Below are 25,638 nucleotides of genomic sequence, written 5' to 3'. Positions count from 1 at the left end.
CGTTAAAGCTGATCTGTTGCGTCGGTCATATTCTGGGCAATCACGTGGATCACCTCATCGTCATACTCGACCCGTCCGCGCACCTCCATCAACCGCGCGCCCATCACAACGCGCCGCTGCTTCTCCTTAAGGTCCGGCCAGACAACCAGATTGATCACACCAGTTTCATCTTCAAGGGTGATGAAGCACACACCCTTCGCGCTGCCCGGACGCTGCCGGATGAGGACCACTCCGGCGACCTGAACCATGCTACGAAACTTGCGATCTCGCAGGTCACAAGCCCGCACAAATCCGCGCTCCGCCAATCCTGGGCGCAAGAATGCCATCGGGTGCGCTTTCAAACTGAGCCGGGTGGTCTGGTAATCGGCGACCACTTCTTCGGACATCGGCATAGTCGGCAATTGCACCTGCATACGCTCGGCACCTTCATCACGCTCTTCAGCCGCACGAAACAATGGCAAATCTGGACCCGCGATCAGACTGCGCGCATCCCACAAGGCCTGCCTGCGTGAAAGCTGCATCGAACCAAAACAATCCGCGCTCGCCAAGCGTTCGATATGCGCAGGAGACAGCCCCGCCCGCTCTCGCAATTGAGCAACGTCGCGGTAGAGACCGCGATCCTCACGCTCTGCGATCAATTGCGCGGCGATATGTTCGTGCAGTCCATCGATCTGGCGCAGGCCAAGCCGCAAAGCGATATTGCGATCAAGTCGTCCCGATTGCCCTTCCTGCGACGTCCCAATCTCTTCAAGCGTGCAATCCCACTGTGAGTGGTTCACATCTGTAGGCAACACCTCAACACCGTGCTCGCGCGCATCACGCACGATCTGTGCGGGGGCATAAAAGCCCATCGGCTGAGAGTTGAGCAGCCCGGCAGCAAAGGCGGCGGGGAAATGACATTTGAGCCAGCTTGAAACGTAGACCAGATGCGCAAAGCTGGCCGCGTGGCTTTCGGGAAAGCCGTATTCGCCAAAGCCGCGGATCTGGTTAAAGCACCTCTGCGCAAAATCGCGCTCATAGCCGCGCGTAACCATCCGTTCGACCATCATATCTTGCAGTTCATCTACCATGCCGCGGCTACGGAATGTCGCCATCGCCTTTCGCAGCCGGTTAGCCTCCAATGAAGTGAATTTGGCTGCATCGAGCGCGATTTTCATCGCCTGTTCCTGAAAGATGGGCACACCTAAAGTGCGGGCAAGAATACTCGACAACTCATCAGGCGGACCATGGGCGGGAGATGGCGCCGGAATTTGCACCGGCTCTGCTCCGCGCCGCCGCTTGAGGTAGGGATGCACCATATCACCCTGAATCGGGCCGGGTCGTACAATCGCGACCTGAATGACAAGGTCGTAAAATTCGCGCGGACGCAGGCGCGGAAGCATGTTCATCTGCGCACGGCTTTCCACCTGAAACACACCCAGCGAATCCCCTTTGCGCAGCATGGCGTATGTCTCCGGGTCTTCACGCGGGACCGTGGCCAACGTCAGAGCGCGGCCATGGTGCACCTCCAGCAGGTCGAGGCATTTCTTGATGCAGGTCAGCATGCCCAGCGCCAGCACATCGACCTTAAGGATGCCGAGCGCTTCGATATCGTCCTTATCCCACTCGATAAAACTGCGATCCGGCATCGCGCCATTCCCGATCGGCACCGTTTCTGTCAGCGCGCTTTCGGTCAGGATGAACCCGCCGACATGCTGGGAAAGGTGGCGCGGCATCCCGATCATCTGTTCGGTCAGTTTAAGCACACGTTTGAGATGCGGATCTTCCAGCTTCATGCCGATATCCTCGACATGCGCCTCGCCGATCTCTCGCCCATGTCCGCCCCATACGGTGCGCGCAAGGGAGCTTGTGATATCTTCACTCAAACCCATCACCTTGCCAACTTCGCGGATCGCCATACGCGGGCGGTAATGAATAACCGTCGCCGTCAGGCCCGCGCGGTGACGGCCATATTTCTTGTAAATGTACTGGATCACTTCCTCGCGCCGTTCATGCTCGAAATCGACGTCGATATCGGGCGGCTCTTTGCGTTCTTCGGAAATGAAGCGATCAAACAAAAGTTGATGCTTGGCCGGATCCACGCTGGTAATTTCAAGGCAATAGCAAACAGCCGAATTGGCGGCGCTCCCCCGCCCCTGACACAGGATCGGCGGCTCTACCCCGCGCGCAAAGTCGACGATATCCTTGATCGTCAGAAAATACCGCGCGAGATCAAGTTTCGCGATCAAATTCAACTCGCGCTCTAGCGTCTGCTGAACACTATCGGGCACCCCGCTTGGATACCGCCGCTCTGCCCCGCGCCATGTCTCTATCTCCAGATACTCTTGCGGAGACATGCCATCGGGGTAGATTTCTTCAGGATATTCGTAACGCAGCTCGTTGAGCGAGAAGCCGCAAGCATCGGCAACTTCTCGTGTGGCTTTGACTGCGTGCGGCCATCGGGCAAACAATCTCTGCATCACCTCTGGGCTTTTCAGGTGCCTTTCAGAATTCGCATGAAGCAGGTGCCCTGCCTCGGCCACCGTGGTCTTGTTCGCGATAGCCGTCATCACATCCTGCAACGGGCGGCGTTCGGGCGCGTGATAATGCACATCATTGGTGGCAAGCAGCGTCAGGCCGTTTACCCGCGCCAGCGCATCGAGGCGGTCGATCCGCGCCGTATCATCTCCGCGATAAAGGTAACTTGCGGCCAAGTGGCGCAAACTAGGCAGCCCGCGCACCAGATGCGGCAGCAGATCAGGCAAGGCGCCTGTTACATGGCTGGCGAGCTCGCTGCCATCGAGTGCAATGACATTGCTGGCCCAGGCAGGGATGGTGAACTCCGCCTCCAGATCATCTGGAGTCAGCAGGATCAGTTGCACATCATCAGAATGTTCCGCCAGCATTGCGCAATCGATCTCACAGGTGCCCTTTTCCTGCCATTCTCCCGAAAGCGTCTGCATCCGGCCCGCGCTGATCAACCGGCAAAGCCTGCCATAAGCAGCACGATTTTTCGGATAGGCGAGGAATGCCAGTCCCTCGACCGTCTCAATTCGCGCACCAATCACTGGCCGCAATTTGAGCGTCGCCGCTTCGGTATGGATGCGCACAACGCCGGCAAAAGAATTGGCATCGGCAATCCCGATCGCATCATAACCAAGCGCGCGGGCAGTCATCACGATATCCACCGCATCGGAGGCACCGCGCAGAAAACTGAAACAGCTGACCAGCCCCAGCTCCACAAATGGTGCGCGCGGTGGAGCCTCGATCAGGTCAGGATCAATCTCCAACGTGCGTTTGTCAGGGGTAAGCGGAGCCTCTGGCATGTCACGCCCCAAGCTCCTTAAGCCGTGCTGTGACTGCTGACAGATCGCGGGCGAACAATGCACCCTGCTCCTCACGCGCAGCCCCATCCAGACGCAGCAGATAGGACGGGTGAACTGTCACCCATAGCTCGCTGCCGTCGTCGAGCGGGAGCGGCGTGCCTCGCGCCTTGGAAATGCTCACCGTCTTACCGAGCAGGCTGCGCGCCGCGCTTGCTCCCAATGCCAGCACTATGCGCGGCTTTGCCAAAGCGCGCTCGGCCTCCAGCCACCAGCGGCAGGTGTCGATTTCCTTCGCCGTGGGCGACTGATGGATGCGGCGCTTACCGCGCTGAGTGTATTTGAAGTGCTTAACCGCATTTGTGACGTAGGCCGCGCTTCGATCAATACCAGCTTGCTCTGAACACTCATCAAGCAGCTGGCCCGCTGGCCCTACAAACGGTCTGCCTTGTTGGTCTTCTTGGTCACCGGGTTGTTCGCCGACGATCATTAAGGGTGCATCGGATGGCCCCTCCCCCATAACCGCACGCGTTCCGCACTCCGCAATCGGGCAATCGCGACAGGCAGAGATCGCATCGCTGATTTCTGCGAGAGTTTGTGGCCGCTCGCGCTCCTCGCGTTCGCCTGCGGCCACCATTCCAGCTTCGCGGGCCTGCGCGCTGGCGATCAGATCAGGGATCAGCTCCGCCTCTGGCATGTTCTTCCAGTATTTCTTGGGCATCTCTGCCATCATCGCACCGACTTTCAAACGGGCGGGGTTAAAAGTGGATGCGTAGTAGGACTTCCACAGATCCTCGGTCGGGTCGTCGGATGGCGCGTCCGAGCGCTGCGCAGGGCCGCTTTCGCGCATCGTCTCGCCGTCCCAATGGATACAGCCGCGCGGGGTCAGGATAGACCAATTCATATTGGCAAAGCGTCGTCTGAAAAAACCGGCATTCGCGCGCACGATGTGATGGTCCGGCTCAAACCAGGCAATGTAGTGTTCGCCTTCATCGCTCTCTACCTCGCGAAAGCGGACGAAAGCGTGCATCTTGTGACTGTCACGGCGCACAGATTTGTCGAGTTCTTCGATCCGGCGCACGTCGGGATCAGCCTTATCCTCCATCACGCGCGGCTTTGACTGCAGCCGCCAGAGCATCCGGTAGAGCAAGCCGAACCGCTCTGTATCGGAATGCAGCGCAGCGTTACGGGCAAGCCTCAAAAAGCGTTTGCTGGCACGGACAGCTGCTGCACCTTTGTTCGGCAGAGGCAGGGGCTTGTCTTCGGGAGAAGGCCCTCCATGTGCAAACAGATCGCCTGTTCCGCCGGGCTCGACCCAGCTGACGCGGTCCGGTGGGACATCGCTCTGGGTCAAGGCACGCGCCCGTTCGCGCCAGAACGCGAAATCATCGGGCGCAGGCAAGTGCACGGTGTAATGCGCGCTAAGGTTGATATCTTGTCCTGAAACTCTTTGCGCGACCATCATCAAAACAGCTCCAGCTGTTCCTGCTTCGGCGCCAACAATGCGCGCAGATCGGCTCTGTCTGTAAGGGTGGTAGGCCGCCAATCGAGCGCCACCAGAAACGGCCGGACCTTGGCAATCGACTGGGTCAGCTTCGCCACATCGTCCAATCGCAAAGTCCGGTGCCGCCGCGCCGCCAATATCCGCCCGACAGCCGTCGTCCCCAATCCCGGCACCCGCAGCAATTGCTCTTTCGAAGCACGGTTCACATCAACCGGGAATTGACCGCGGAATTTAAGCGCCCAAGCAAGCTTCGGATCAATGTCGAGCGGCAGATTGCCATGCCTGTCCGTCGCCTGCGCCACTTCGCCCGGAGCATAGCCATAAAACCGCATCAACCAGTCCGACTGGTACAATCGGTGCTCGCGCATCAGAGGTGGCCGTTTCAAAGGCAGCACCGCGCTCGCATCAGGGATCGGCGAAAACGCGCTGTAATATACCCGGCGCAGCCCGAAATTGCCGTACAGGTTGCTCGCCTTGCCCACGATATCCGCATCAGAGGCATCATCCGCCCCCACGATCATCTGAGTTGATTGCCCTGCAGGGGCGAAACGCGGCGCGTGTTTGAACCGTTTGCGCTCGTCCTTTGCCTCAATAATGCGCGACTTGGTCTTCGCCAGCGCGCCTTCGATTTGCGCTGCATCTTTATCCGGCGCGAGCCGCGTCAGGCCACTGGGGGTGGGCAGCTCGACATTGATCGAGACACGGTCCGCAAACAGCCCTGCCTGATGGATCAGCCCGGGATCGGCCTCTGGGATAGTCTTTAGGTGAATGTAGCCACGAAAGTCATATTCCTCGCGCAATATCCGCGCACATTCGACCATCTGCTCCATCGTATGGTTCGAGCTTTTGATGATACCCGAGGAAAGGAACAGTCCCTCGATATAATTGCGCTTGTAGAAATTGATCGTGAGGTCCGCGACCTCTTGCGGGGTGAAGCGCGCTCGGCGCACATTACTGCTCTTGCGGTTGATACAATAATGGCAATCAAAGATGCAGTGATTGGTGAGCAGCACCTTGAGCAGAGAGATACAGCGTCCATCGGGCGCATAGGCATGACAAATGCCCATCCCTTCGGTCGAACCAATACCCTTCCCGCCGAGCGAATTTTTCTTCGCCGTGCCAGAAGAAGCGCAGGATGCATCGTACTTCGCCGCATCGGCAAGGATTTCAAGCTTTTGTCGGAGCGTTTGCTGAGTCATATATCGAGACATGGAACACCTTTTTGTTCCTTATATGTTCTTAATCTAAATCCAACAAATGCAAATTGTGCAATTTGATGGGAACCCAATCTCGAATGATACGTAATACCGCCACGGACCGGGCCCCTCTGGCGAGCAATCCTGCTCGTGATGTCGGACGTAACCTGCGGCTCTTAAGCCGCCTGATTTATAAGGGGGCCGTGCAGGCTCCCTTCAAGGGAGTATGAAATGAAAAAGTTCGTTTACGCATCTGTTCTTGGCGCCAGCACCCTCGCACTTGCAGCTTGTGGTTCAGATGAAGCAGCCACAGCTACAGCCGAAACAGCTAACCCGATCACTGCTGAAGAAGTAACCGCAGCTCAACAAGCTTGGGGTGAAGGCATCGTTGCCATCGGCCAGACCTTCACCGAAGAAGGTGACTTCAGCGCACGCGCAGCTGAGCACATAGCTACACATTACGCCTACGGCGACGACTCAACAATTCTGTTCAAGCCGACCCTCGCTGCAGAAGACCAGTTCCGCGAAAGCACCGAAGAAGCGCTTAGCTACTTCGTAGGCACCGAAGGAACCGAAGATGGCGGCTTCGCAATTGCACCGTACACAGCTGTGCGCTGGGAAAACAATGGCACCGTGATCGCAGATAGCGGCGACATGGCTGTTGCAATGGGCAACTACTTCTTCACCGGCGCTGACGGAAACGACACCAAGGTTGAGTATTCGTTCGCCTATGAAAAAGATGATGCTGGCGATCTGAAGATTGTTCTTCACCACAGCTCGCTGCCATTCGCGGCAAACTGATCCTCTGATCACAAACAAAAAAGGGGTCGCCGCTAATCGCAGCGGCCCCTTTTTTGTCGAGGTTTGAATTTTCAGAGTCGGCGGCGATCTTCGACCGCGTCATCTGCAAATTTTTGGTCTTGCTGCTGGATCAGATGATCGATCACAGCGGCATGCATCTCGCCTTCAAAAGAGATGCCAGCAAATTTCCCGTCTACCCATGCGACCCGGCCCAAAGGTGCGTTCACTCCGCCTACCTTCATCGTCATGCGATCACCGACACTGGCAAAGCCAGCTGATCCGCGAACCTTGCAGCCACCTTCGGAAATATCAATCAAGTCACAATAGACCGGACGCGACTTTACACGGCCCCTTATCATCAGGCTGAGCGAGCGGCGCTGTGCAGCGCGCGAGATGCTGTGCATGTTCATGGTGAATTGGTTAGCAATGAATTGCAAAAAAATTACTAACCCAGCTATCGGTTTTTCGCCCTTCAACGAGGTTTCAGGCGTAGATCCCCTGCAAATACCAATCCGGTGCGCCTCCCCGGCCATCACCTGCGATACCGTGGCGATAAATCCAGTAACGGTGTCCTTCGGCATCCTCGATCCTGTAGTAATCACGCAGACGCACGGTCGATTTCTCGCGCCACCATTCAGGTGCGATCCTTTCGGGGCCCTCCACCCGCGCCACTTCATGTACGTTGCCGCGCCAGCGGAACCGCTGCGGCAGGCCATCCGGCGATGCATAAAGGACCGCAATCGCCTCGGCTCTATCCAGCAATTTCAAAGGCCTATCGCGCAGTGCAAACGGTGACAACGCAGAAGGTTCGGGGTCCAACGGCGGCTGCCACCTTTGTGCGCGTTCGGGCAGATGACTGGGGTAGGACACCGGACGGCGAACACGGTGCGGCCCCAAACGAACAGTCAGCCTATCGATACAGGCATTCAGAGACGTACCGTGACGCTCTGCCGCCTCCTCCACATCGCCTTGTGAAGCGCCAAGAGGTTCCGTCCAACTGGCGCGCAGACGCACAGTTTCAATCCCGAAACCCGCATCAATACCTTCAAGCTTGTCTGTAAACAGGCGGGTGATGTGCTCCGCTTCACGCGTGGCGCTCGCCAATTCAAGCCGCCTTACCGTCACTTCGCCGTCCACACGCCACAGTCCCAGCTCAAGCCGCCTTGCGCCTTGTCTCTGCGCCTCCAGCTCGCGCACCATATCATCGGCAAGGTCGCTCAGCACCTGATCGAGCAAGCTGCGATGGCGGATCGGCTCCATCAACCGGCGCTGCACCAGCGGCGCATGTTGAGGCACGATCGGCAGAAGAGGTTCGGGCACTTTACCAAGCAATTGATCAAGCCGGACCAGCGGATTGGCGGAAGGGGATTTGCGATTGCGAAACCGGCGATGGATCGCATCACGCGCGGCGGCCTCTGCCTGATCGATAGGTCCGCTAGCGATGGCGGCGAGGTCGCCCAGACGCTTAAGGCCCAATCTGCGCAGCACTGTGAGCACGTCAGTATCAAGGCGCAGCGCAGCCACAGGTAAATCGGCGAGGCGCTGTATACCATTGGCCTCTGCGCCGAGGATCGCGCGAGGCGGGCCGAAATGCGCCAGCGCCCATGCCGCTCCGGCGGTTGGCGCGATGGCTGTCCGGACATGCAGCTTGCGCTGTGCAAATGCCTCTTCGACATCGGCCAGCAATCGCCTTTCACCGCCAAACAGATGCGCTGCTGCGGTAATATCCACCAAGACACCATCAGGCGGGTCAAGCGCGCTCCACGGGCCCCAGCGCTGGGACCACAAAGCGAGCTTCTCCAGAAAGTCGAGATCACCTGCGGGGTCAGCGGGCGCAGTTTGAATATCGGGGCATAGAGTGCGCGCATCGGCCAGCATCATGCCCACCCGCGCGCCTGCCTCATGGCCTGCCGTGTTCACCGCTTCGATGCGCGGGCCATGTGCGGTTTCAATGATCAGTACTGTGGGAAGAGCGTCGGCACCCTCACCCGGATTTACGCCGCCTGCCTCAGGCGCGAGCGTATGCCGCCAGCGATCGACCGACAGTTGGGCGAACCAGATCGCCAAGACCCTGCGTATTGGCGGCGACCGGTGCTTTGTAGCGTTTACGTGTGTGCAATCGTCCGTCGTCATTGCTCAAAATCCATTCTCCAGGCGCGTGACTGCGGGCACGAAACAATTCTGCCTTCCATGCAGGGGTGCCGGGAGCATTCAGGTTCCAAAGCGGGCGCAATGAAGGTGCGCAGCTCGCTTGCCAACGCATCCGCGCAGAAGACAGTTCGGGTGCTGCATCCAACCGTATCAGCCACAACGGAACCTCGTGCTTTTCCGCAGTCAGGCTAAGCCTGCGTGAGGCAGTAAAATCGAGCGCACGCGGATTGCCGATGATCTCTCCAATCACGCAGACAAGATCACGGCAGCGTAGCCCCTCTTCGAGCGCAAACAGCGCATCTTCGGGTGCCTTCGCTTCGACGTGGATTAAACGGTCACGCAGCTCCGCTGGTAGACCGTGAGTATAGGGACGCCCACTGCGCTGGATTGATCGGGTATCCTGTACCCACAGCACTTGCCGCCGGTCATGCGCATCCGTGAGTGGGTCGCTGTTTTCACCTGCAACACGGATAGCATCGCGCGCCAAAGCAAGCGCCAATCCTGCTCCGCTGCCGTCGCTGGCGCTCGCAAAAATCTCGCTATGCAGCGGCTGGTCTGTCAGCCCGGGCTGCCAGCGCCCTTCCCGCGTCTTTCCAAGCGCAGCGATATCATCGGCAGACAGCCGTGTAGAAGCCGTCACCTTCGATTGAAAAGGGACAGAAAGGGACTGAAGCGCGTTCGCGCCGGAGGAAGTTTGCGTGTCTGACATAGGAACAGTTCATTGCAGGCGACTCATTGAATGAAACGCCTTGTTCCTATTTTGTTCCATACTTGCAGAACAATTGCAATGCCTGGATCAGGGCGGCCCGGCACAGCACCGCAACCGCCCCATCAATCTACCTCAGCCAAAGATGCCGTAAATCAGGATCACCGAAAGGATCACAGGACACACAAAACGAACCAGAACGCGCCACAATTGGTGCAGAGCGCCGTCCAGACCATTTTCTTGATCAACCAGCTTGGCATCGGCAATCCAGCCAACAAAGACACAGGTCAGGATCGCGCCGATTGGCATAAACAGTTTGGCTGTCACACCATCCAGCGTGTCGAAGAAATTGGTCTCTGCGAAAAGCGGAATAAACCCGAGCGGATAGAATTCTGCCATCTCGTTAAATGACAGAGCAGAAAGCACGCCCAGCACAGCAGCGCCGCCGCCCACGATCAAAGTCGCCACAGCACGTGACATATTGAACTTTTCAAACATCCAAGCAGTTGGCGCCTCCAGCAGAGAGACCGAACTGGTCAGCGCTGCAAAGAAAATCATCGTAAAGAACGCCAAGCCGATGAGCGAACCGAACGGCATCGCCTGGAACGCAATAGGCAATGACTGGAACATCAGGCCCGGACCGGCACTCGCGGAAAGACCCGCCGCAAATACGATCGGGAAAATGGCAAGGCCGGCAAGCAAGGCAACCGCCGTATCAGCGCCAGCAATAATACCGGATGTCTCACCCAGATTGGTGTCTCGGTTCGCGTAAGCACCATATGTCATCATGCCCGCCACACCGAGTGACAAGGAGAAAAACGCCTGACCAACAGCGGCCAGCATCACCTCACCTGTCAATTTCGAAGCGTCGAACGTGAAGAGGTAAGTTACCGCATCACCGAAGTTCCCGGTGAACGCCCCGTAAATTGTAATGGCAAGAAATAGGACGAAGAACAGCGGCATCAGATAAACGGCAACCCACTCAATACCGCTCGACACACCGCGTGCGACAAAGAACATCGTAACCGCAAGGAAGCCGAGATTGAGGCCGACCATCAATCCGCCATTACCGAACAATCCGGGAAGCAACCCTTCGACATCGGACGCAGCGCGCCCGTCAAAAGCTCCGCCAGCAACGCCGGTCTGGAACAAATCACTTACAAAAACACCGATATAATAGACGACCCAGCCGCCCACGACGCAATAAAAGCTGAGGATTAGGAACGCGGCAAACACACCCATCGAGGCAAGAATGCTCCACCCCTCGCCCGCTTTGGAATCGCGAGCCAGACGGCGAACACTTTCAGGAGCAGACGATTGCCCATGACGCCCGATCAAAACTTCGGAGAGCAGAACTGGCAAACCGATCAGCAGCACGCAGAACATGTAGAACAGCACAAATGCGCCGCCGCCATTCTCGCCCGCTTCGGCAGGAAAGCGCCACATATTGCCAAGGCCAACCGCCGAACCGACCGCGGCCAGAATAAACGCACTACGTGACGACCAATTCTCGTGGCCTTTACCCGATGCTGCCATGAATCTCTCTATCCTTTTGGGCGCATCCCCCGACGCGCCATCCCATATGCGCCCTCTCTGCAATGATTTTGCGCCCGCGCCAAGGGGGAAGCTTTGCGTTTATCCCGTCTGGACGTTAAACGCGCGGCCATGTCGACGACCTTTCAGCTCGATACGAGCACAAGCAGAGCAAATCCCACCCCCGCGCCTATGAAGCGGTTGACGGTGCCGCGTGTTCGCGCGCGCAAGAAGGATGGCGCGACCGAGCAACCATTGGTGATGCTCACTGCATACACCGCGCGGCAGGCGCAATTGCTGGATGCGCATTGCGATTTGTTACTGGTCGGCGATTCGCTGGGTCAGGTGATTTACGGCCTGCCCTCTACCATTCCTGTCACGCTGGAGATGATGGCAAATCACGGAGCCGCTGTAGTGCGCGGATCGTATCACTCTGTTGTCGTAGTCGATATGCCATTCGGATCGTATGAAAGCTCTCCAGAACAAGCCTTTGAAAGTGCAGCTTATCTGTTGAAGCAAACGGGCGCCGCTGCGGTTAAACTGGAAGGCGGTGAAGCAATGGCGCCAACGGTTGAATTCCTCAATTCGCGCGGCATTCCGGTGATGGGGCACGTCGGCCTTACCCCGCAAGCGGTGAATGTGCTGGGCGGTTACATGGCGCGCGGGCGCTCAGATGCGGAAGCTGACAAGATTGTGACTGACGCGGTTGCGCTGGATAAAGCCGGCGCGTTTGCGGTTGTGATCGAAGGTGTCGTTGAACCCATCGCTATCGCTGCGACGGAGGCCGTATCATGCCCCACAATCGGCATTGGCGCATCGGCAAAGTGCGACGGGCAGGTTCTGGTGACCGAAGACATGCTGGGCATGTTCGAACGCGTCCCGCGCTTTGTGAAGAAGTATGATGACATTGCAGGCATGATCGAAAAAACGGTTGCGACCTATGCCGAGGAAGTGCGGGATCGCAGTTTCCCCGGCGAAGAACAGACGTACCAGCCGAAAAGCTGATCTCTCTTTCAGAGGCCTAGAATCCAATGCAAACGCTGCTGCGTTATTACACGTTCTCGTTGGTATTCACTGCCTTCTGCTTCGCGCTAGGCGGCTGGTATGGCTATGCCAGCACTGGCACCGTCACAGGCATGCTATCGATCCTCTGGATCATTTTTGTCCTGTCGATCCTCGAAGTGTCGTTGAGCTTTGACAACGCCGTCGTGAATGCAACCGTGCTGCGCGAGATGGATCCCGTATGGCAACAACGCTTTCTAACAATCGGGATCCTGATCGCGGTGTTCGGGATGCGCATCGTATTTCCCATCGCCATAGTCTCGATCGCGGCGCAGATCGGCCCTTGGGAAGCTGTTGAGCTGTCGCTAGGCGATCCCGAAGAGTATGAGCGGATCGTCTCCGCAGCACATATCGGCATTGCCGGATTTGGCGGCGCCTTTTTGGCAATGGTGGGCCTGTCGTTCTTCTTTGATGAAGACAAAGACATTCACTGGATCGGTGCTGTCGAGCGAGCGGTGAATCGTTTCTCCAGCATTCCAGCCATGGAGCTTGGGTTCGTATTGGCGATCCTGTACGGGGTTTCTACCCTTTTGACGCCCGACGAAGCTCTAACTTTCCTCACCGCTGGCGTTCTGGGCCTACTGACATTCATTGGAGTGAATGCGCTGGGCGAAATAATTGAACAGGGCGAAGCGAGGAAAAAAGCGGCGGGCGAAGTGGTGCGCAGCGGGCTTGGCGGGTTCCTTTACCTCGAAGTGCTCGATGCGAGCTTCAGCTTTGACGGAGTGATCGGAGCCTTTGCGCTCTCCAACAATATGATTGTGATCGCGATTGGCCTGTCGGTCGGCGCGATGTTTGTTCGCTCTATGACAATCCATCTGGTGCGCGCAGGCACGCTGTCACAGTTCCGATATCTGGAGCACGGCGCGTTTTGGGCAATCATCGCACTCGGCATCATCATGCTGGTTTCTGCGAAGTATCACATCCCGGAGACATTCACGGGCCTAATCGGCGCGGTGATGATTGGTCTCTCGCTTTGGTGGTCAATCCGCCACAACCGCAAAGAAGCGGCTGCTAATTCTGCGGGTGCTGCGCAAGGCGAGTAGCAAGCGGCGCGGCCACAGCCAGCTGTAGCAAATGATACAGCAGCAGCGGCGCGATCACGAAACCGGCCATTGCGGGCTCAAACAGGATCGCAGCAAGCGGTGCGCCAATCGCAACACTTTTTTGAGGCCCGGCGAAGACGAATGCGATCCGGTCGGCACGAAGATATTCAGCAATGCCTGAAAGTTTCCATGCCAAGCCATAGGCCAGCATCAAGAATGCAATTGTGACGAATGTCAGCCATCCCGCTGCCTCAGGTGACATGCTCGACAGCAATCCTTGCGAAACCGCGCCGGACATTGCGACATAAACTGCAATTCCGATCACGATCCGGTCGAGCCAGACGACCTGCGATTTGCGATCGATCAGCCATTCTCTCGTAAAGCCCTGAAGCGCCTGACCGATGACGAATGGCAGCAACAAGATCATTCCGATGCGGACAATCGTGTCTGTGCCCAGATTGACCGCTTCGCTACCCGCAAGAAATGCAAACAACGGCGCGCTGATGAAAACACCCAAAATGTTAATCAGAGCCGCGCCGACAACTGAAAGAGCTGCATTGCCTCCAGCAAGCGTTGTGTAACTGGTCGCTGACTGGATTGTCGACGGCAGCACGCCGAGGAAGATAAAGCCGAGCGCTATCTCTGGCGTCACATAGAGAGCGGCAAGGTGTGAAAAGCCAGTGCCCATGGCAGACATACCGGCAAACACAAACAGCACGAGCGGCGCGAAGAATCGCCAATTCGCAATCGCCGTGAATATCTCACCGCGCGCAATCCGCATTCCATTGACGAGAAATAGCAGGAAGATCGATACGTTAGAGACAGTCTGCGCGGCTTCTCCTGCCTCGCCTGAGAGAGGAAGGACCAAGGCAAGCAGCGTCGCGATGACAAGCACCGCGATCATCGGGTCCGCTAGTTTGACTATCCACCTTGGCATGGCGATGCGCCCTGCCCCGTTGGCGCTCGATTGTCGAGCGCAGCGGCTTTGCTAGTCTAGGAAAGCGACCGGGCTGACCTGAGCCAACCTATTGGCGAACTTGTTTACATCGGCTTCGTTGCCAAGTGAGCGTGCAGCTTCGAGTCTTAGTTCTAACAGCTTCGGATCGTTGCCTGCCCCGTTTGCGATGGCGTTGTCGAGCAATACGGCGACGCGCAGCCAATCGTTGTTGAGCGCGCTTTGCTCAGCAAACATGACCAAGGCTTCGGTGTTCAGCGGCTCAGACCGCACCTGTCGGATCAGCAGCGTGTCGGCGGCATCGTCGTCTCCGGCGGCGCGATAGGTTGTGATGATTTTGCGGGTAAGCGGCCAAGGGCGGCGAATCGTCGATGCACGGCTGTAGAGATCAAGCGCGCTGACAGTGTCTCCGCGAGCAAAGGCGGCATCGCCAGAGAGAGCTAGAATATCGGACGAGCCGGGGAAGCGCGAGACCAGCTGGTTTGTGTAGGCTCGCGTACCACTAGCGTTACCAGATGCGATCATATCCCGAACCGTACGCGTTGGTTCGGGCACGGCGCCGCGCAGAGCATCGGGCACGCCAAGGACTGCGATATTTCCACTGCGCCCCGCATAGGCTTTCTCAATGAACTCGTTGGCGCGTTCGCGTTGACCCAACCGCTCGAATGATCGCCCGACCAGCATCGTGACGTAAGGCGATGCGTCGTCTGCAGCTGCACGCGCTGCGAAACGATCAACGATTTCACGGTCGCGGCCATTGAGCCACATTGCGCGAGCAAGCAGTTCCATGACGCGAACATTGCCCGGCTGGCGCGCAAGCAGATCGTCAAGCGAAGTCGCCGCCGTATCAAAGTTGCCCTGCTGCATTTCACCCAGCGCATCAACAACGATTGCCGAGGGCACACCAGCTTCGCGCATTCCGCTGCGCTTCAACAGGCTGCTCGCGAGGACAGGATCATTGCCGCGTACAGCCAAGACAGCCTGAAGATAGTGCACACGCGGATCGCTAGCGTCGACTTCGGCAAGTGTGCGAACAACGGCGAGCATATCCTTGCTGCGGCCGAGATCGCCGAGGGTACCGGCATATTCTGCGAGCAAGTCGGGATTTTCCGGATGGAGCGCCAACGCGCTTTCAAACCATGTCAGAGAAGCGTCGAGCCCATATGCGTCGCGTACCAACTGTGCTCGCATCAAAAGTGCGGGCGCGAATTGCGTATCCAGCTCCAAAGCGAAGTCAGCCGCCTCCAAAGCGCCAACATGCTCGCCGCCGCGATAACGAAGACGTGCAATGTCCACCCACAACGCCGGGTTTTCTCGGTCGATAGCAAGCGCCTGATCATAGAGGGCGCCGGCATCCGCAAGGTTGCCTTGCTCCATCTCGAAACGCGCATCTTCAACCAGCCGCTCGACTTCAAACGTCATGGGTGTTCCGTTGATGGACCCGTCACTCCCCTCTGAACAGGCGGACAGCGCCAGCACTGCGCCCACGCAGAGCCCGAGGGATTGGGGTGTGAGCTTACGCATGGAGATCATACTGCTTGAGAAGATCATACAAAGTCGGGCGGCTTATTCCGAGCAGCTTGGCCGTGTTCGAAATGTTACCTTCGCTGCGTGCGAGTGCGTGACGGATAACCTTGCGATCCGCCTGCTCTCGCGCAGCTTTCAAGTTCAATACCTCGGCATTTTCCTCTTCATCACCGCTAAAATCGAGATCACCGGCATTCACAAGTTTACCATCCGCCATAATCACAGCGCGCTTCACGCGGTTTTCCAGCTCGCGCACATTGCCCGGCCATTGATGGCTGTCGACTGCCGCAAGCGCGTCCGGCGCGAAACCGGTGACCGACGGGTTCATGTCCGCAGAGAATTTCTTCAGAAAAGCCTTGGCGAGGAGCACAGCATCGCCGTGTCGTTCGGCCAGGCCCGGAATACGAACGACGATTTCGGCGAGGCGATAGAATAAGTCTTCGCGGAATGTGCCCTCACCAATCATCGCTTCGAGGTTCTGGTGAGTCGCGCAGACGATGCGTGTATCGACGGCAATCGTTTTCCGCCCGCCAATCCGCTCGATTGTCCGCTCTTGAAGGAAACGCAGCAACTTCACCTGAAGCGGCAGCGGAATATCGCCCACCTCATCGAGGAACAGCGTGCCGCCATTGGCGCTCTCAATCTTACCCTCGGTGGTTTTGACCGCTCCGGTAAACGCGCCTTTCTCGTGCCCGAACAATTCGCTTTCGAGTAGGTTTTCAGGAATGGCCGCGCAATTGATCGCGACAAACGGTCCCTCGGCCCGGTCGCTGGCATCATGCAGACCCTGAGCAAGCAGTTCCTTACCGGTGCCACTGGCGCCCAAGAGCATTACAGAAACGCTGGTGCTGGCCACGCGCTCGATCGTGCGTGCCACCTTCACCATTTCCGGCGCGCCCGTGATGAGACGGCCGAGAACAGTTTTATCAACGCTGGAATTTGCCACCAAGCGGCGGTTTTCTTCTTCGATCTCATGCAGATTGAAAGCCCGGCGAACAATCAGGCCGAGCGCATCAATATCGACAGGTTTCTGATAGAAATCATACGCGCCGTGCTCGATTGCCTGCAGCGCGCTTTCACGTGCACCATGGCCGCTCGCGACGATGACCTTTGTGTCCGGCTTCAACTCCATAATGGCATCAAGCACCGCGAAGCCTTCCGTGGTGCCATCAGGGTCAGGCGGAAGCCCCAAATCCAAGGTGACCACAGCCGGTGTTTCGCTCCTGAGGGCGCCAATCGCACTTTCCCGATCACCTGCAATGACGACATCAAAGTCCTCATACGCCCACTTGAGCTGCGCCTGCAGGCCCTCGTCGTCTTCCACGACCAGCAGCGTTGGTTTTTTATCAGCCATTATGCGACCTCATTGGGCATTTCAGCCGGTATATTCGTATGGGACGAGAGATTTCGTGTCTCGGCGATTGGCAGCATCACAATAAAACGGGTGCCAACGCCTTCGCGGGATTCGACAGTGACACGTCCGCCCATGGCTTTGATCATTTCGCGGGCTTCAAACGCCCCGATGCCAAAGCCGCCTTGCTTGGACGATATGAATGGCTTGAACAGTCCACTGCGGACAAATTCAGGTGTCATGCCTTGGCCGGAATCGACGATTTCAATCTGGCCGCTTAGGCCTTGCAAAGACGCGCTGATGTAAACCGGATTACCGTTGTCACTGGCGTCGATAGCGTTCTGGATCAGATGGATCAGAGCCTGTTCCAGTCCCTCACTGCCGCCCAGAACCGCGACTTTCTCAGCTTGAGCAATCGACACGGGGTGTACGCCAACAAACCGGTCCGAAAGACGGCGGACCAAATCGTCAAGCCGAACTTCTCGCAGCTGCTCAACCGGTCCCGACCCGTAACGCCCTAAACGCGCAAGAAGGCCTTCGAGTTTTTCCGAAGAATTGCGAAGCGTAACAAGCATGTCCGCGCGGAATTCAGGGTTGTCTGCATGCTTTTGTGCATTGGCCGAAAGCAGCGACATCTGGCTCGCGAGATTTTTAATGTCATGCATGACAAACGCCATCCGCCGATTGAACTCGTCAAAACGGCTCGCATCCATCAAAGCTTGTTGCCCGGCCTGCTCTGCAAGATAACTCGCTAGCTGCTGTCCAGCGACACGCAGTAGATCAAAGTCTTCCCAGTCAAGACCGCGCTCAATCCGTGGCCGCGCCAAGACGATAGCGCCGACCAGCCTGTCAAAGTGGATGAGCGGCACAACAGCCCAAATATCTTCAGCTTCGCTAAGCCAAGCAGGCACGTAGGGCAGCTCACCGTGGTGCTCCACACCGCTACGTACTTCATCCAGATCCAGGATGTAATTGTGCTTTTCCAGCAGCGCGGTCAGCTCGTATTCGCCCGCGATGCCGGGCACCTCCAACGTTGGCCAGTTCCACCGCGCGGTCAGTTCCAACTGCGCCTCTTCATTCGAAACCAGAAGCAATCCGGCGGGACTGTCCGTCATATCGGCAATCGCCTTCACCGCCCGCTCGTGAAAACTGGCGTCGGCATTCGAACCGCGGCCAACGGTCTGCGTGAAGCGGAGCCATTCTTCGCGGTAGTCATAACGATGTTGGAAGAGGTGCTTTGTGGCCGTAACTCGCAACCATCCGCGAACACGTTTTGACGGGATCCAGACTGCAGCAATCAAAATTCCGAGGACGAGGAACACGACCTGCCCTGCTCGCGCCAAATCGCCGCCAATCAAGGTCAGTGACCGTGTCACCAGCACCATGATGATCAGATAGCTGGCGATCACCAAAAGTGAGAGCGTTTGGAACGTGACCGCTCGTGAAGGGCGGAACTGCATCGCGCGGCCCGCTGCGCTGCCGCCAAAGGCGAGCATGGCAGCGGCAATGCCAGCAATCGCACCGCGCAGCGAAACCAACATATCGGGGTATTCACCGACTAGATAAGCGATCGTGTAGAGGTTGAGATCGTAGCCAAAGCTAAACGCAAGAGCGATCCCGCTCCAGCGCAGCACTTGCCGCGACGCCGCTGCTGCGCCTGCGTACAGGTTATGAAGCAGAACCAATGCGCCAATCGCAACCAGCATGTTCAGAACAGAGGATACCTCGAAAATCAGCGATGCGATTTCAGGAACGTATCCAGCGCGGTAATGGATAAGCAGCAAGACAGGCTGGAACAACTGCACCAAAGCGAGCGCGATAATCACTGGCCTGATCGGTTTCAAACTCTCGTCGCGGCCATCGGCAGCGAAGAGGCGGAAAATCACACCGATAAAGGCAAGATTGCGAGCTGTTTCTGCCAAGGCTGTTATGGGCTGCTGCGGCCCCAACGCAGCAGCAAGCGCGCACCATATGGCCGTGACAAAGCACGAAAGCAGCAAAGGCCCGCGATCCGGACGCTGGCGATCACCAAATCGCAGAATCCATACGCCGGCGCCTGCGCTCAGGACGCCGCCTGCAATGTAGCAGACAAGGCTGGCATACAGCTCAAGGCCTCCCAAAGATGGCATTACCGCGCACCTTCTGGCCAAAGGATCACACGCACCGTTTGCAACAGGACCACAAAATCCAAGAACGGCGTGTAGTTCTTTGCATAGTACAGATCGAATTCGAGCTTTTTCCGGCTGTCCTCTGTCGATGCGCCATATGGGTAATTGATTTGCGCCCAACCGGTAATGCCGGGTTTCACCATATGCCGCTCACCGTAGAACGGAATTTCTTCCTCAAGGCTTTCGACAAAATTAGGCACTTCGGGCCGCGGCCCGACAAAGCTCATCTGCCCTTTCAGCACGGCCCATGTTTGCGGAAGCTCGTCTATCCGAACTTTGCGGATGAAACGGCCCATGCGGGTGACGCGAGGGTCATTTTCTTCGGCCCATTTAGAGCCATCTTTCTCAGCATCGGTGCGCATGGAGCGCAATTTGTGCAGATAGAATGTCTGACCATACAGGCCAACGCGCTCTTGTTTGAAGAACGCTGGCCCCTTGCTGTCGAGCTTCACCAGCACCGCGAACAGCGCGATTATTGGGAAGGTAAGCAACAACAATATGAAGCTGGCCGTGATGTCGAAAACACGTTTTACCGCGCTAGAGAACATGCGTCCGCTGGAAAAACCGTCCGAGAAAATCAGCCAGCTCGGATTGACCGTGTCCAGATCGACTTTGCCCGTCTCCCGCTCAAGAAAGCTGGAAAAATCGTTGACGTGACAGCCTTTGGTTTTGATGCGGAGCAAATCTTTTAGCGGAAGCGCGTTTCGGCGTTCTTGCAACGCAAGCACGACCTCACTCACGCCGAGATTTTCAACAAACCGGCCAAGGTCGTGGATCGCCTCACGCGCGATGGCTTCGTCAACAACACGCTCGGGTTCGCTCATCGCGATGTACGATACAATGACGAAACCAGCTTCTGGCTTATCCGCCAGTTTGCGCAGACGCTCTGCGCGATCACCCGCGCCCAGAACCATAACCCGCCGGCGAAACGCAGACGATCCCAGAAAACTGTTCAGCACCAACCGATCGACGACCAGCACCAGGATCGCGAAACCCATCGCGTATAGAAGAGTTGAACGCCAGAATGCGTTGCTCGCAATGATGAAATCGATGAAGGCGAGCGCGATAATGCCCAGACTAATCGCGACCAATAACCGCGCGCCCGCAAATCGCAGTGATCGCAGCGCATAGGGGCCGTAGACTCCGACAGAGATCATCGCCAGCCATACGACAGCCGCTGATCCGGCAAGAGCCAGCCAGCGATCCGCAAATGGTCCGGCATCCATGCCGATCTGTCCCGCACGGACTTGCCATGCGAGCTCACCAGCTAGGAACAGCAGGCCAAAATCCAGCAGTCCGAGAAGGATCACGGCATGCGGGATGTAGTGTTTAAACAAGCGGATCATGTTGGCGCGTCATCACTCACAAAAATTATTGCGAGACTGCCTTTACGCGCGAGAAATTAAGTGTCGGTAAATTTTACAACCACTTCACGAAAGCACGGTTTTCCAGCGCAGAGAAAGGTAAAGAGACAGGTAAGCATTTAGCCAGCCAAGCGGTATGCGTTTTCAGAATGCTGTGGATGCCAATCTAGGCGGCGCCGGTGTCAAGCAATCGACCCTTCCGCAGCGCGGGCACCCGACGCCGAGTGGCACCGCGTCTTTTGGATCAAGCGAAATACCACGAGCGTGCGCTAACTCACCCGCGAAACGCGCCTCAAGCCCCAAGACCACGGCTTTCCGAGCTGAACACGCTGCCCCGTCAACTTCAACCGTGCGCGCAACTGTAAACCAGTGCTTTGGAATGGCTTCCCCCTCACCAAACGTAACTGCCTGTGTCAGTAGCGAACCGCGACTTTCAAACGCCGCATAGGGCACCCAAGCGGGCCAGCGCGCGCCGTCAATTGGATGCACCGCTCCGCTCGCCCCCGCAGTGTAGTGAACGATCCGCCCTGTCCGGCCAAAGCGCGCGCAGAAGAATGGCAAGCCGCGCTCCCCCACGCGCTGCAATGTCGTGAGCCGCTGCGCGATCTGATCAAAACTCGAAGCAAACCTCCGCTGCAGGATGTTCACATCATAATTTGTTTGTTCGCAGGCGCGCAGGAACCGGCGGTACGGCATCAACAAGGCTGCCGCCGCATAGTCGGTCACATGCTCTTGAAAAAGTTTACGCGCCTCGTTTGAGCCGAGATTTGCGCCCTCAGTCAGCGTTTCAATTTCGTCGCGAAGCTCCAACGCGCCGACCTGGCGAGCAATCTGAAACCGGCGTGCTGCTCCCGGAAGCATCTCCGAAAGTTGCAATTGCCGGTTGTGCAGATCGAGGCGGTGGACGAGTCCGGGCATCACTTCGGCGGGCAATATTCGAACGGAGAGCTGATGCTTTTCGCGCAAACGATCAGCCAAAGCCGCCCCTGTATCCGACCGCGAGAGCCGAAGGTCGTCCGAGATCGCCTCAGCTAAATGGTCGAGGTCCGCGAAATGGTTTTGCCAGCGCTCTATCGCCTGACGCGTGACAGCAATCGGATCGTCGGAACGAACGGCAGCATCCCCGGCTGTATCATACAATCGCGCAAAGGCAGCGGCCGCCTGCGGTGCGGCAGCCAAGAACTCCTGCACCTCCTCACGGTCAATTCCCAGATCGGCGAAACGCTTGTCAGTCATCCGCCTGACAAGCCCGTCGATCCCGCCGATAGCCTCATCCTCACGCAGGGAACGAGGGTCGAAATCAAACCGTTCGATCACCTGTACTAACACGCGCGCAGAAAGCGGACGCTGGTTGCGCTCGATTAAGTTGAGGTAGCTCGGTGAGATACCCAGGGAGGCAGCCATTGCTGCTTGTGTTAGCCCTTCACGCTTGCGCAAACGGCGCAAAGCTGGCCCAGCGAGGAGTGCATTATCGGTCATATTTCGCTTGTAAATAAGTTTACAGTATTACACAACAATTACCGAAAAATGACCGATACAGACAAGAAAGTCTGTAAGTTTTCCTGTTATGTTGCGCTGCACCACTCCAGAAGAGGTCATCACTTCCCTCCCCTGTGAATTCGGAGACCTCTCATGACCTATCAGAACACAATCGCCCAGATGCAGGGTATCATCGAAGCAAACGGCCCAAGCTGGGGCGCTATCGATGCCGAAGCCACCGCACGCATGGCGATCCAGAATCGTTTCCCAACCGGCCTAGATATCGCAAAGTACACTGCGAAGATCATGCGCGCCGATATGGAGGCCTATGACGCTAACCCAGCGGACTACACCCAGTCGCTCGGTTGCTGGCACGGCTTTATCGCTCAGCAAAAGATGATTTCAATCAAGAAGCATTTTGGCACCACCAAGCAGCGCTACCTCTACCTTTCGGGTTGGATGGTTGCGGCGCTGCGCAGTGAGTTTGGCCCGCTTCCGGATCAGTCAATGCATGAAAAGACCAGCGTTCCCGCGCTGATCGAAGAGCTCTACACCTTCCTCAAGCAAGCGGACGCACGCGAGCTAGGCGGCTTGTTCCGCGAACTCGATGCCGCCCGTGATGCAGGTGACGAGATCAAGGCGAAGGACATTCAGAACCAGATCGACAATTATGAAACCCATGTTGTTCCGATCATCGCTGACATCGATGCCGGTTTCGGCAACGCCGAAGCGACGTATCTGTTGGCCAAGAAGATGATCGAAGCGGGCGCCTGCGCTCTGCAGATCGAAAATCAGGTTTCGGATGAGAAACAGTGCGGCCACCAAGACGGCAAAGTTACCGTGCCGCACGAGGATTTCGCTCAGAAAATCCGCGCTTGTCGCCACGCCTTCCTGGAAATGGGCGTTGAAGACGGGGTAATTGTCGCCCGTACAGACAGCCTCGGCGCTGGCCTGACCAAGCAAATTGCCTACACCAAAGAAGAAGGCGATCTCGGCGATCAGTATAACAGCTTCCTCGATTGCGAAGAAGTTGACCCGTCGAACATCAAGAATGGCGACGTATTCCTAAGCCGTGATGGCAAATTGCTTCGCCCAAAGCGTCTGCCTTCGAACCTGTTCCAGTTCCGCGCCGGCACTGGCGAGGATCGCTGCGTGCTGGACGGAATCACCTCGCTTCAGGCAGGCGCCGACCTGCTCTGGATCGAAACCGAAAAGCCCCACGTTGAACAAATCGCGGGTATGGTTGACCGCATCCGCGAAGTCGTCCCGAATGCCAAACTGGTTTACAATAACTCGCCATCGTTCAACTGGACGCTGAACTTCCGCCAGCAAGTTTTTGATGCAATGGCAGAAGCAGGCAAAGACGTGTCAGCGTATGATCGCGACCGGTTGATGAGTATCGATTACGATACGACTGAACTGGCCATCGAAGCCGATGAGAAAATCCGTACGTTCCAGGCTGATGCCGCGAAACGTGCCGGCATATTCCATCACCTCATTACGTTGCCGACCTATCACACCGCTGCGCTCAGCACCGACAACCTTGCGAAAGAGTACTTCGGCGATCAGGCGATGCTTGGATACGTGAAGAACGTTCAACGCGAAGAGATCCGTCAGGGTATCGCCTGCGTGAAGCACCAGAACATGGCCGGCAGTGACATCGGCGATGATCACAAGGAATATTTCGCTGGCGAAGCCGCTTTGAAAGCGGGCGGCAAGGACAACACCATGAACCAGTTCGCCGCCGCGTAAGCAGGTTCAGGTTACCCTGCAGGGCTGGATCAACAATCCGGCCTTGCGGGAACCCTCCAAGCCCTCCATTAGCTTTGTCATCATCACCAACCCCGCGAAGGGATAAGGGAGAGACACTATGAGCGATACAGATACACCAAAGACCGAACCAGCCCGCGCTCGTGCGCTTCTTTCGACAGCAGATATGAAACTGCTTCGCCGCGCTCTGGAAAGCCATGCCCGCGCAACCGAAGACCGCGAGGAAATTGCCAAGATCAACGCTCTGCACCACCGTCTGGGCACATACGTGCCGTCGGCTGACTAACCAGCAGAGACATTTCCCCGTTTAACAGTTCTCCTGGGGAGGAGAATACGGCCGTCGATCCGGAGCAATCCGGTTCGGCGGCCGTTATTTTTGGGTTCAATTCAGCCGCCGCTTCTCGGCATCAGATCGAGCGTCGCTGCTGTCAGCGCTTCGGTCGCGGTCGCGATCACCTTTTCCGCGTCGGGTGCCCAGAATGGCGAATGCAGCGAGGGCAGTTCCGCTTCGCCTGCTTGCGCTTTTTCCCACTGATCCTGAGGCACGCCGCCAACCCAGAAGATGAGCGTTTGCACATTGTCGGGATCTGCGCGGCGGAACTGACTGAAGTCCTCGCCGCCCATTACCGGATCGGTTTCGAACACGCGGCCGGGAAACCGCGCGGTTAGCACTTCAGCGACATCTGCCGTCAGCTCTGGCGTATTATAGGTTGCTGGGGTGTATGGGTCTTTCACTTCGACCACAGGTAGCAAGTCACCTGACAGACCCGCGGCCATTGATTCAGCTTTGGCGATCCGCTCGATTCCTTCGAGCAAAGCCGCACGCGTTTCGTCACTGTATGATCGCACCGTTAGTTGCAGCTTGGCTTCATCTGAAATGATGTTGTGCTTTGCCCCAGAGCGGAAGCTCCCGACAGTCACGACAGCGGAATCGAGTGGGCTAGTCTCCCGGCTGACCAGTGTCTGCAGCCGCATTACAATACTGGATGCGATCACGATCGGATCTTTGGTGGTGTGCGGGTAGGCCCCGTGTCCGCCGACGCCTTTCACGGTGATGTCGACGCTATCAACATTGGCGAGCGCGAAGCCGGGCGTGTAGCCTATAAAGCCCGCAGGGGCCGCTGCCGCATCGTGAAAGGCGAGCACATAGTCTGGCTTCGGAAAACGTTCGTACAGACCGTCTTCCAGCATCGCGACCGCGCCCAGCCCTAATTCCTCAGCAGGCTGTAAAATCATTACGAGTGTGCCGGACCATTCATCCTTGCGTTCGGCCAAAAGCTGCGCCGCACCGACCCATGCCACCATATGAGTGTCATGACCGCAAGCATGCATGATGCCGCTTTCGACACCGCTTTCAGGAACTCCGCGTGCTTTTGAGGCATAGGGCAGTCCCGTTTGCTCATTCACAGGCAGGCCGTCCATATCAGCGCGCAGCATGACCGTCGGGCCGTCGCCATTTTTCATAACTGCGACGACGCCGGTCTGGCCGACACCTTCGGTCACTTCAAAGCCAAGTTCCCGAGCACGAGCTGCAAGTTTTTTGGCAGTATTGAACTCCTGAAACGACAATTCAGGATTGGCGTGCAGGTCTTTGTAGACCTCCATCAGTTCGGGCATATCCTCCATCAGAGCATCGCGAAGTTCATCCGCCTGTGCAGGCACCGCGAATGCAAGCCCGCATACTCCTGCGAGAGCCAATCCGATCCTCATACCAATCCCCTAT

Annotated in this window: 19 protein-coding genes; 5 read left to right on the top strand and 14 right to left on the bottom strand. The window is 57.2% G+C overall.

What is annotated here, in order from left to right; translation table 11 throughout:
- Window positions 1-2 precede the first annotated feature (2 nt).
- Genes KCG46_RS09750 through KCG46_RS09740 form a run of 3 tightly spaced genes read right to left on the bottom strand, consistent with a single transcriptional unit; the run spans window position 3 to window position 6,005 of the window.
- A complete protein-coding gene (locus KCG46_RS09750; protein WP_439648825.1) occupies window positions 3-3,305 on the bottom strand; it encodes an error-prone DNA polymerase in 3,303 nt (1,100 codons plus the stop codon).
- A 1-nt stretch (window position 3,306) separates the two neighbouring features.
- Complete coding sequence (locus KCG46_RS09745; RefSeq protein ID WP_255551857.1) at window positions 3,307-4,767, bottom strand: UdgX family uracil-DNA binding protein; 1,461 nt, start codon at window positions 4,765-4,767, stop codon at window positions 3,307-3,309.
- On the bottom strand, window positions 4,767-6,005 hold the full coding sequence (locus KCG46_RS09740; RefSeq protein WP_218405404.1) for a putative DNA modification/repair radical SAM protein: 1,239 nt from the start codon (window positions 6,003-6,005) through the stop codon (window positions 4,767-4,769). Before KCG46_RS09740 ends, KCG46_RS09745 begins: the two co-directional genes overlap by 1 nt.
- A 228-nt stretch (window positions 6,006-6,233) precedes the next feature.
- On the opposite strand from KCG46_RS09740, the gene KCG46_RS09735 reads away from it, so the two are divergent.
- Complete coding sequence (locus tag KCG46_RS09735) at window positions 6,234-6,803, top strand: metal-independent carbonic anhydrase family protein (RefSeq protein ID WP_218405033.1); 570 nt, start codon at window positions 6,234-6,236, stop codon at window positions 6,801-6,803.
- 71 nt (window positions 6,804-6,874) lie between these two features.
- On the opposite strand, the gene KCG46_RS09730 is transcribed toward KCG46_RS09735, so the two are convergent.
- The 4 genes from KCG46_RS09730 to KCG46_RS09720 all read right to left on the bottom strand — a co-directional run bounded on the left by KCG46_RS09730 (window position 6,875) and on the right by KCG46_RS09720 (window position 11,196).
- On the bottom strand, window positions 6,875-7,207 hold the full coding sequence (locus KCG46_RS09730; protein ID WP_218405032.1) for a PilZ domain-containing protein: 333 nt from the start codon (window positions 7,205-7,207) through the stop codon (window positions 6,875-6,877).
- A 79-nt stretch (window positions 7,208-7,286) separates the two neighbouring features.
- Window positions 7,287-8,870: a DUF6504 family protein gene (locus KCG46_RS09725; protein ID WP_255551856.1), complete on the bottom strand. Its 1,584-nt coding sequence runs from the start codon at window positions 8,868-8,870 to the stop codon at window positions 7,287-7,289.
- Complete coding sequence (locus KCG46_RS12670) at window positions 8,812-9,663, bottom strand: ImuA family protein (RefSeq protein ID WP_255551855.1); 852 nt, start codon at window positions 9,661-9,663, stop codon at window positions 8,812-8,814. Before KCG46_RS12670 ends, KCG46_RS09725 begins: the two co-directional genes overlap by 59 nt.
- Before the next feature lie 132 nt (window positions 9,664-9,795).
- Window positions 9,796-11,196: a sodium-dependent transporter gene (locus KCG46_RS09720; RefSeq protein WP_218405030.1), complete on the bottom strand. Its 1,401-nt coding sequence runs from the start codon at window positions 11,194-11,196 to the stop codon at window positions 9,796-9,798.
- Between the two features lie 129 nt (window positions 11,197-11,325).
- Between KCG46_RS09720 and panB the strand changes: the two genes are divergently transcribed.
- Together panB and KCG46_RS09710 are read left to right on the top strand one after the other, a co-directional pair.
- A complete protein-coding gene (gene panB / locus KCG46_RS09715) occupies window positions 11,326-12,198 on the top strand; it encodes a 3-methyl-2-oxobutanoate hydroxymethyltransferase (RefSeq protein WP_218405029.1) in 873 nt (290 codons plus the stop codon).
- Between the two features lie 26 nt (window positions 12,199-12,224).
- On the top strand, window positions 12,225-13,301 hold the full coding sequence (locus tag KCG46_RS09710) for a DUF475 domain-containing protein (RefSeq protein WP_218405028.1): 1,077 nt from the start codon (window positions 12,225-12,227) through the stop codon (window positions 13,299-13,301).
- Here KCG46_RS09710 and KCG46_RS09705 read toward each other — a convergent pair.
- From KCG46_RS09705 to KCG46_RS09680, 6 genes are all read right to left on the bottom strand, one after another.
- On the bottom strand, window positions 13,270-14,238 hold the full coding sequence (locus KCG46_RS09705; RefSeq protein WP_218405027.1) for a bile acid:sodium symporter: 969 nt from the start codon (window positions 14,236-14,238) through the stop codon (window positions 13,270-13,272). The two genes, KCG46_RS09710 and KCG46_RS09705, sit on opposite strands and share 32 nt — an antisense overlap.
- Before the next feature lie 51 nt (window positions 14,239-14,289).
- Complete coding sequence (locus KCG46_RS09700) at window positions 14,290-15,780, bottom strand: tetratricopeptide repeat protein (protein WP_218405026.1); 1,491 nt, start codon at window positions 15,778-15,780, stop codon at window positions 14,290-14,292.
- A complete protein-coding gene (gene prsR, locus KCG46_RS09695) occupies window positions 15,773-17,137 on the bottom strand; it encodes a PEP-CTERM-box response regulator transcription factor (RefSeq protein ID WP_218405025.1) in 1,365 nt (454 codons plus the stop codon). Before prsR ends, KCG46_RS09700 begins: the two co-directional genes overlap by 8 nt.
- Window positions 17,137-19,263 carry an XrtA/PEP-CTERM system histidine kinase PrsK gene (prsK, locus tag KCG46_RS09690; RefSeq protein WP_218405024.1) on the bottom strand — a complete coding sequence of 709 codons (2,127 nt, stop codon included), beginning with the start codon at window positions 19,261-19,263 and terminating at the stop codon, window positions 17,137-17,139. Before prsK ends, prsR begins: the two co-directional genes overlap by 1 nt.
- Window positions 19,263-20,648, bottom strand: a complete 1,386-nt coding sequence (locus tag KCG46_RS09685) for a TIGR03013 family XrtA/PEP-CTERM system glycosyltransferase (protein WP_218405023.1) — start codon at window positions 20,646-20,648, stop codon at window positions 19,263-19,265. Before KCG46_RS09685 ends, prsK begins: the two co-directional genes overlap by 1 nt.
- 162 nt (window positions 20,649-20,810) lie before the next feature.
- Window positions 20,811-22,145, bottom strand: a complete 1,335-nt coding sequence (locus KCG46_RS09680) for a helix-turn-helix domain-containing protein (protein WP_218405022.1) — start codon at window positions 22,143-22,145, stop codon at window positions 20,811-20,813.
- Between the two features lie 153 nt (window positions 22,146-22,298).
- On the opposite strand from KCG46_RS09680, the gene KCG46_RS09675 reads away from it, so the two are divergent.
- Together KCG46_RS09675 and KCG46_RS09670 are read left to right on the top strand one after the other, a co-directional pair.
- Window positions 22,299-23,897, top strand: a complete 1,599-nt coding sequence (locus tag KCG46_RS09675) for an isocitrate lyase (protein WP_218405021.1) — start codon at window positions 22,299-22,301, stop codon at window positions 23,895-23,897.
- Window positions 23,898-24,015: 118 nt separating this feature from the next.
- Window positions 24,016-24,201 (top strand): hypothetical protein, encoded by a 186-nt coding sequence (locus tag KCG46_RS09670; protein ID WP_218405020.1) that lies wholly within the window; start codon window positions 24,016-24,018, stop codon window positions 24,199-24,201.
- Window positions 24,202-24,302: 101 nt separating this feature from the next.
- On the opposite strand, the gene KCG46_RS09665 is transcribed toward KCG46_RS09670, so the two are convergent.
- On the bottom strand, window positions 24,303-25,625 hold the full coding sequence (locus KCG46_RS09665) for an amidohydrolase (RefSeq protein ID WP_218405019.1): 1,323 nt from the start codon (window positions 25,623-25,625) through the stop codon (window positions 24,303-24,305).
- Window positions 25,626-25,638 lie beyond the last annotated feature (13 nt).

It is taken from the genome of Erythrobacter crassostreae, assembly GCF_019204045.1.
GTDB classification, from domain to species: Bacteria; Pseudomonadota; Alphaproteobacteria; order Sphingomonadales; family Sphingomonadaceae; genus Erythrobacter; species Erythrobacter crassostreae.
This window is presented reverse-complemented; position numbering and strand designations above follow the sequence as displayed.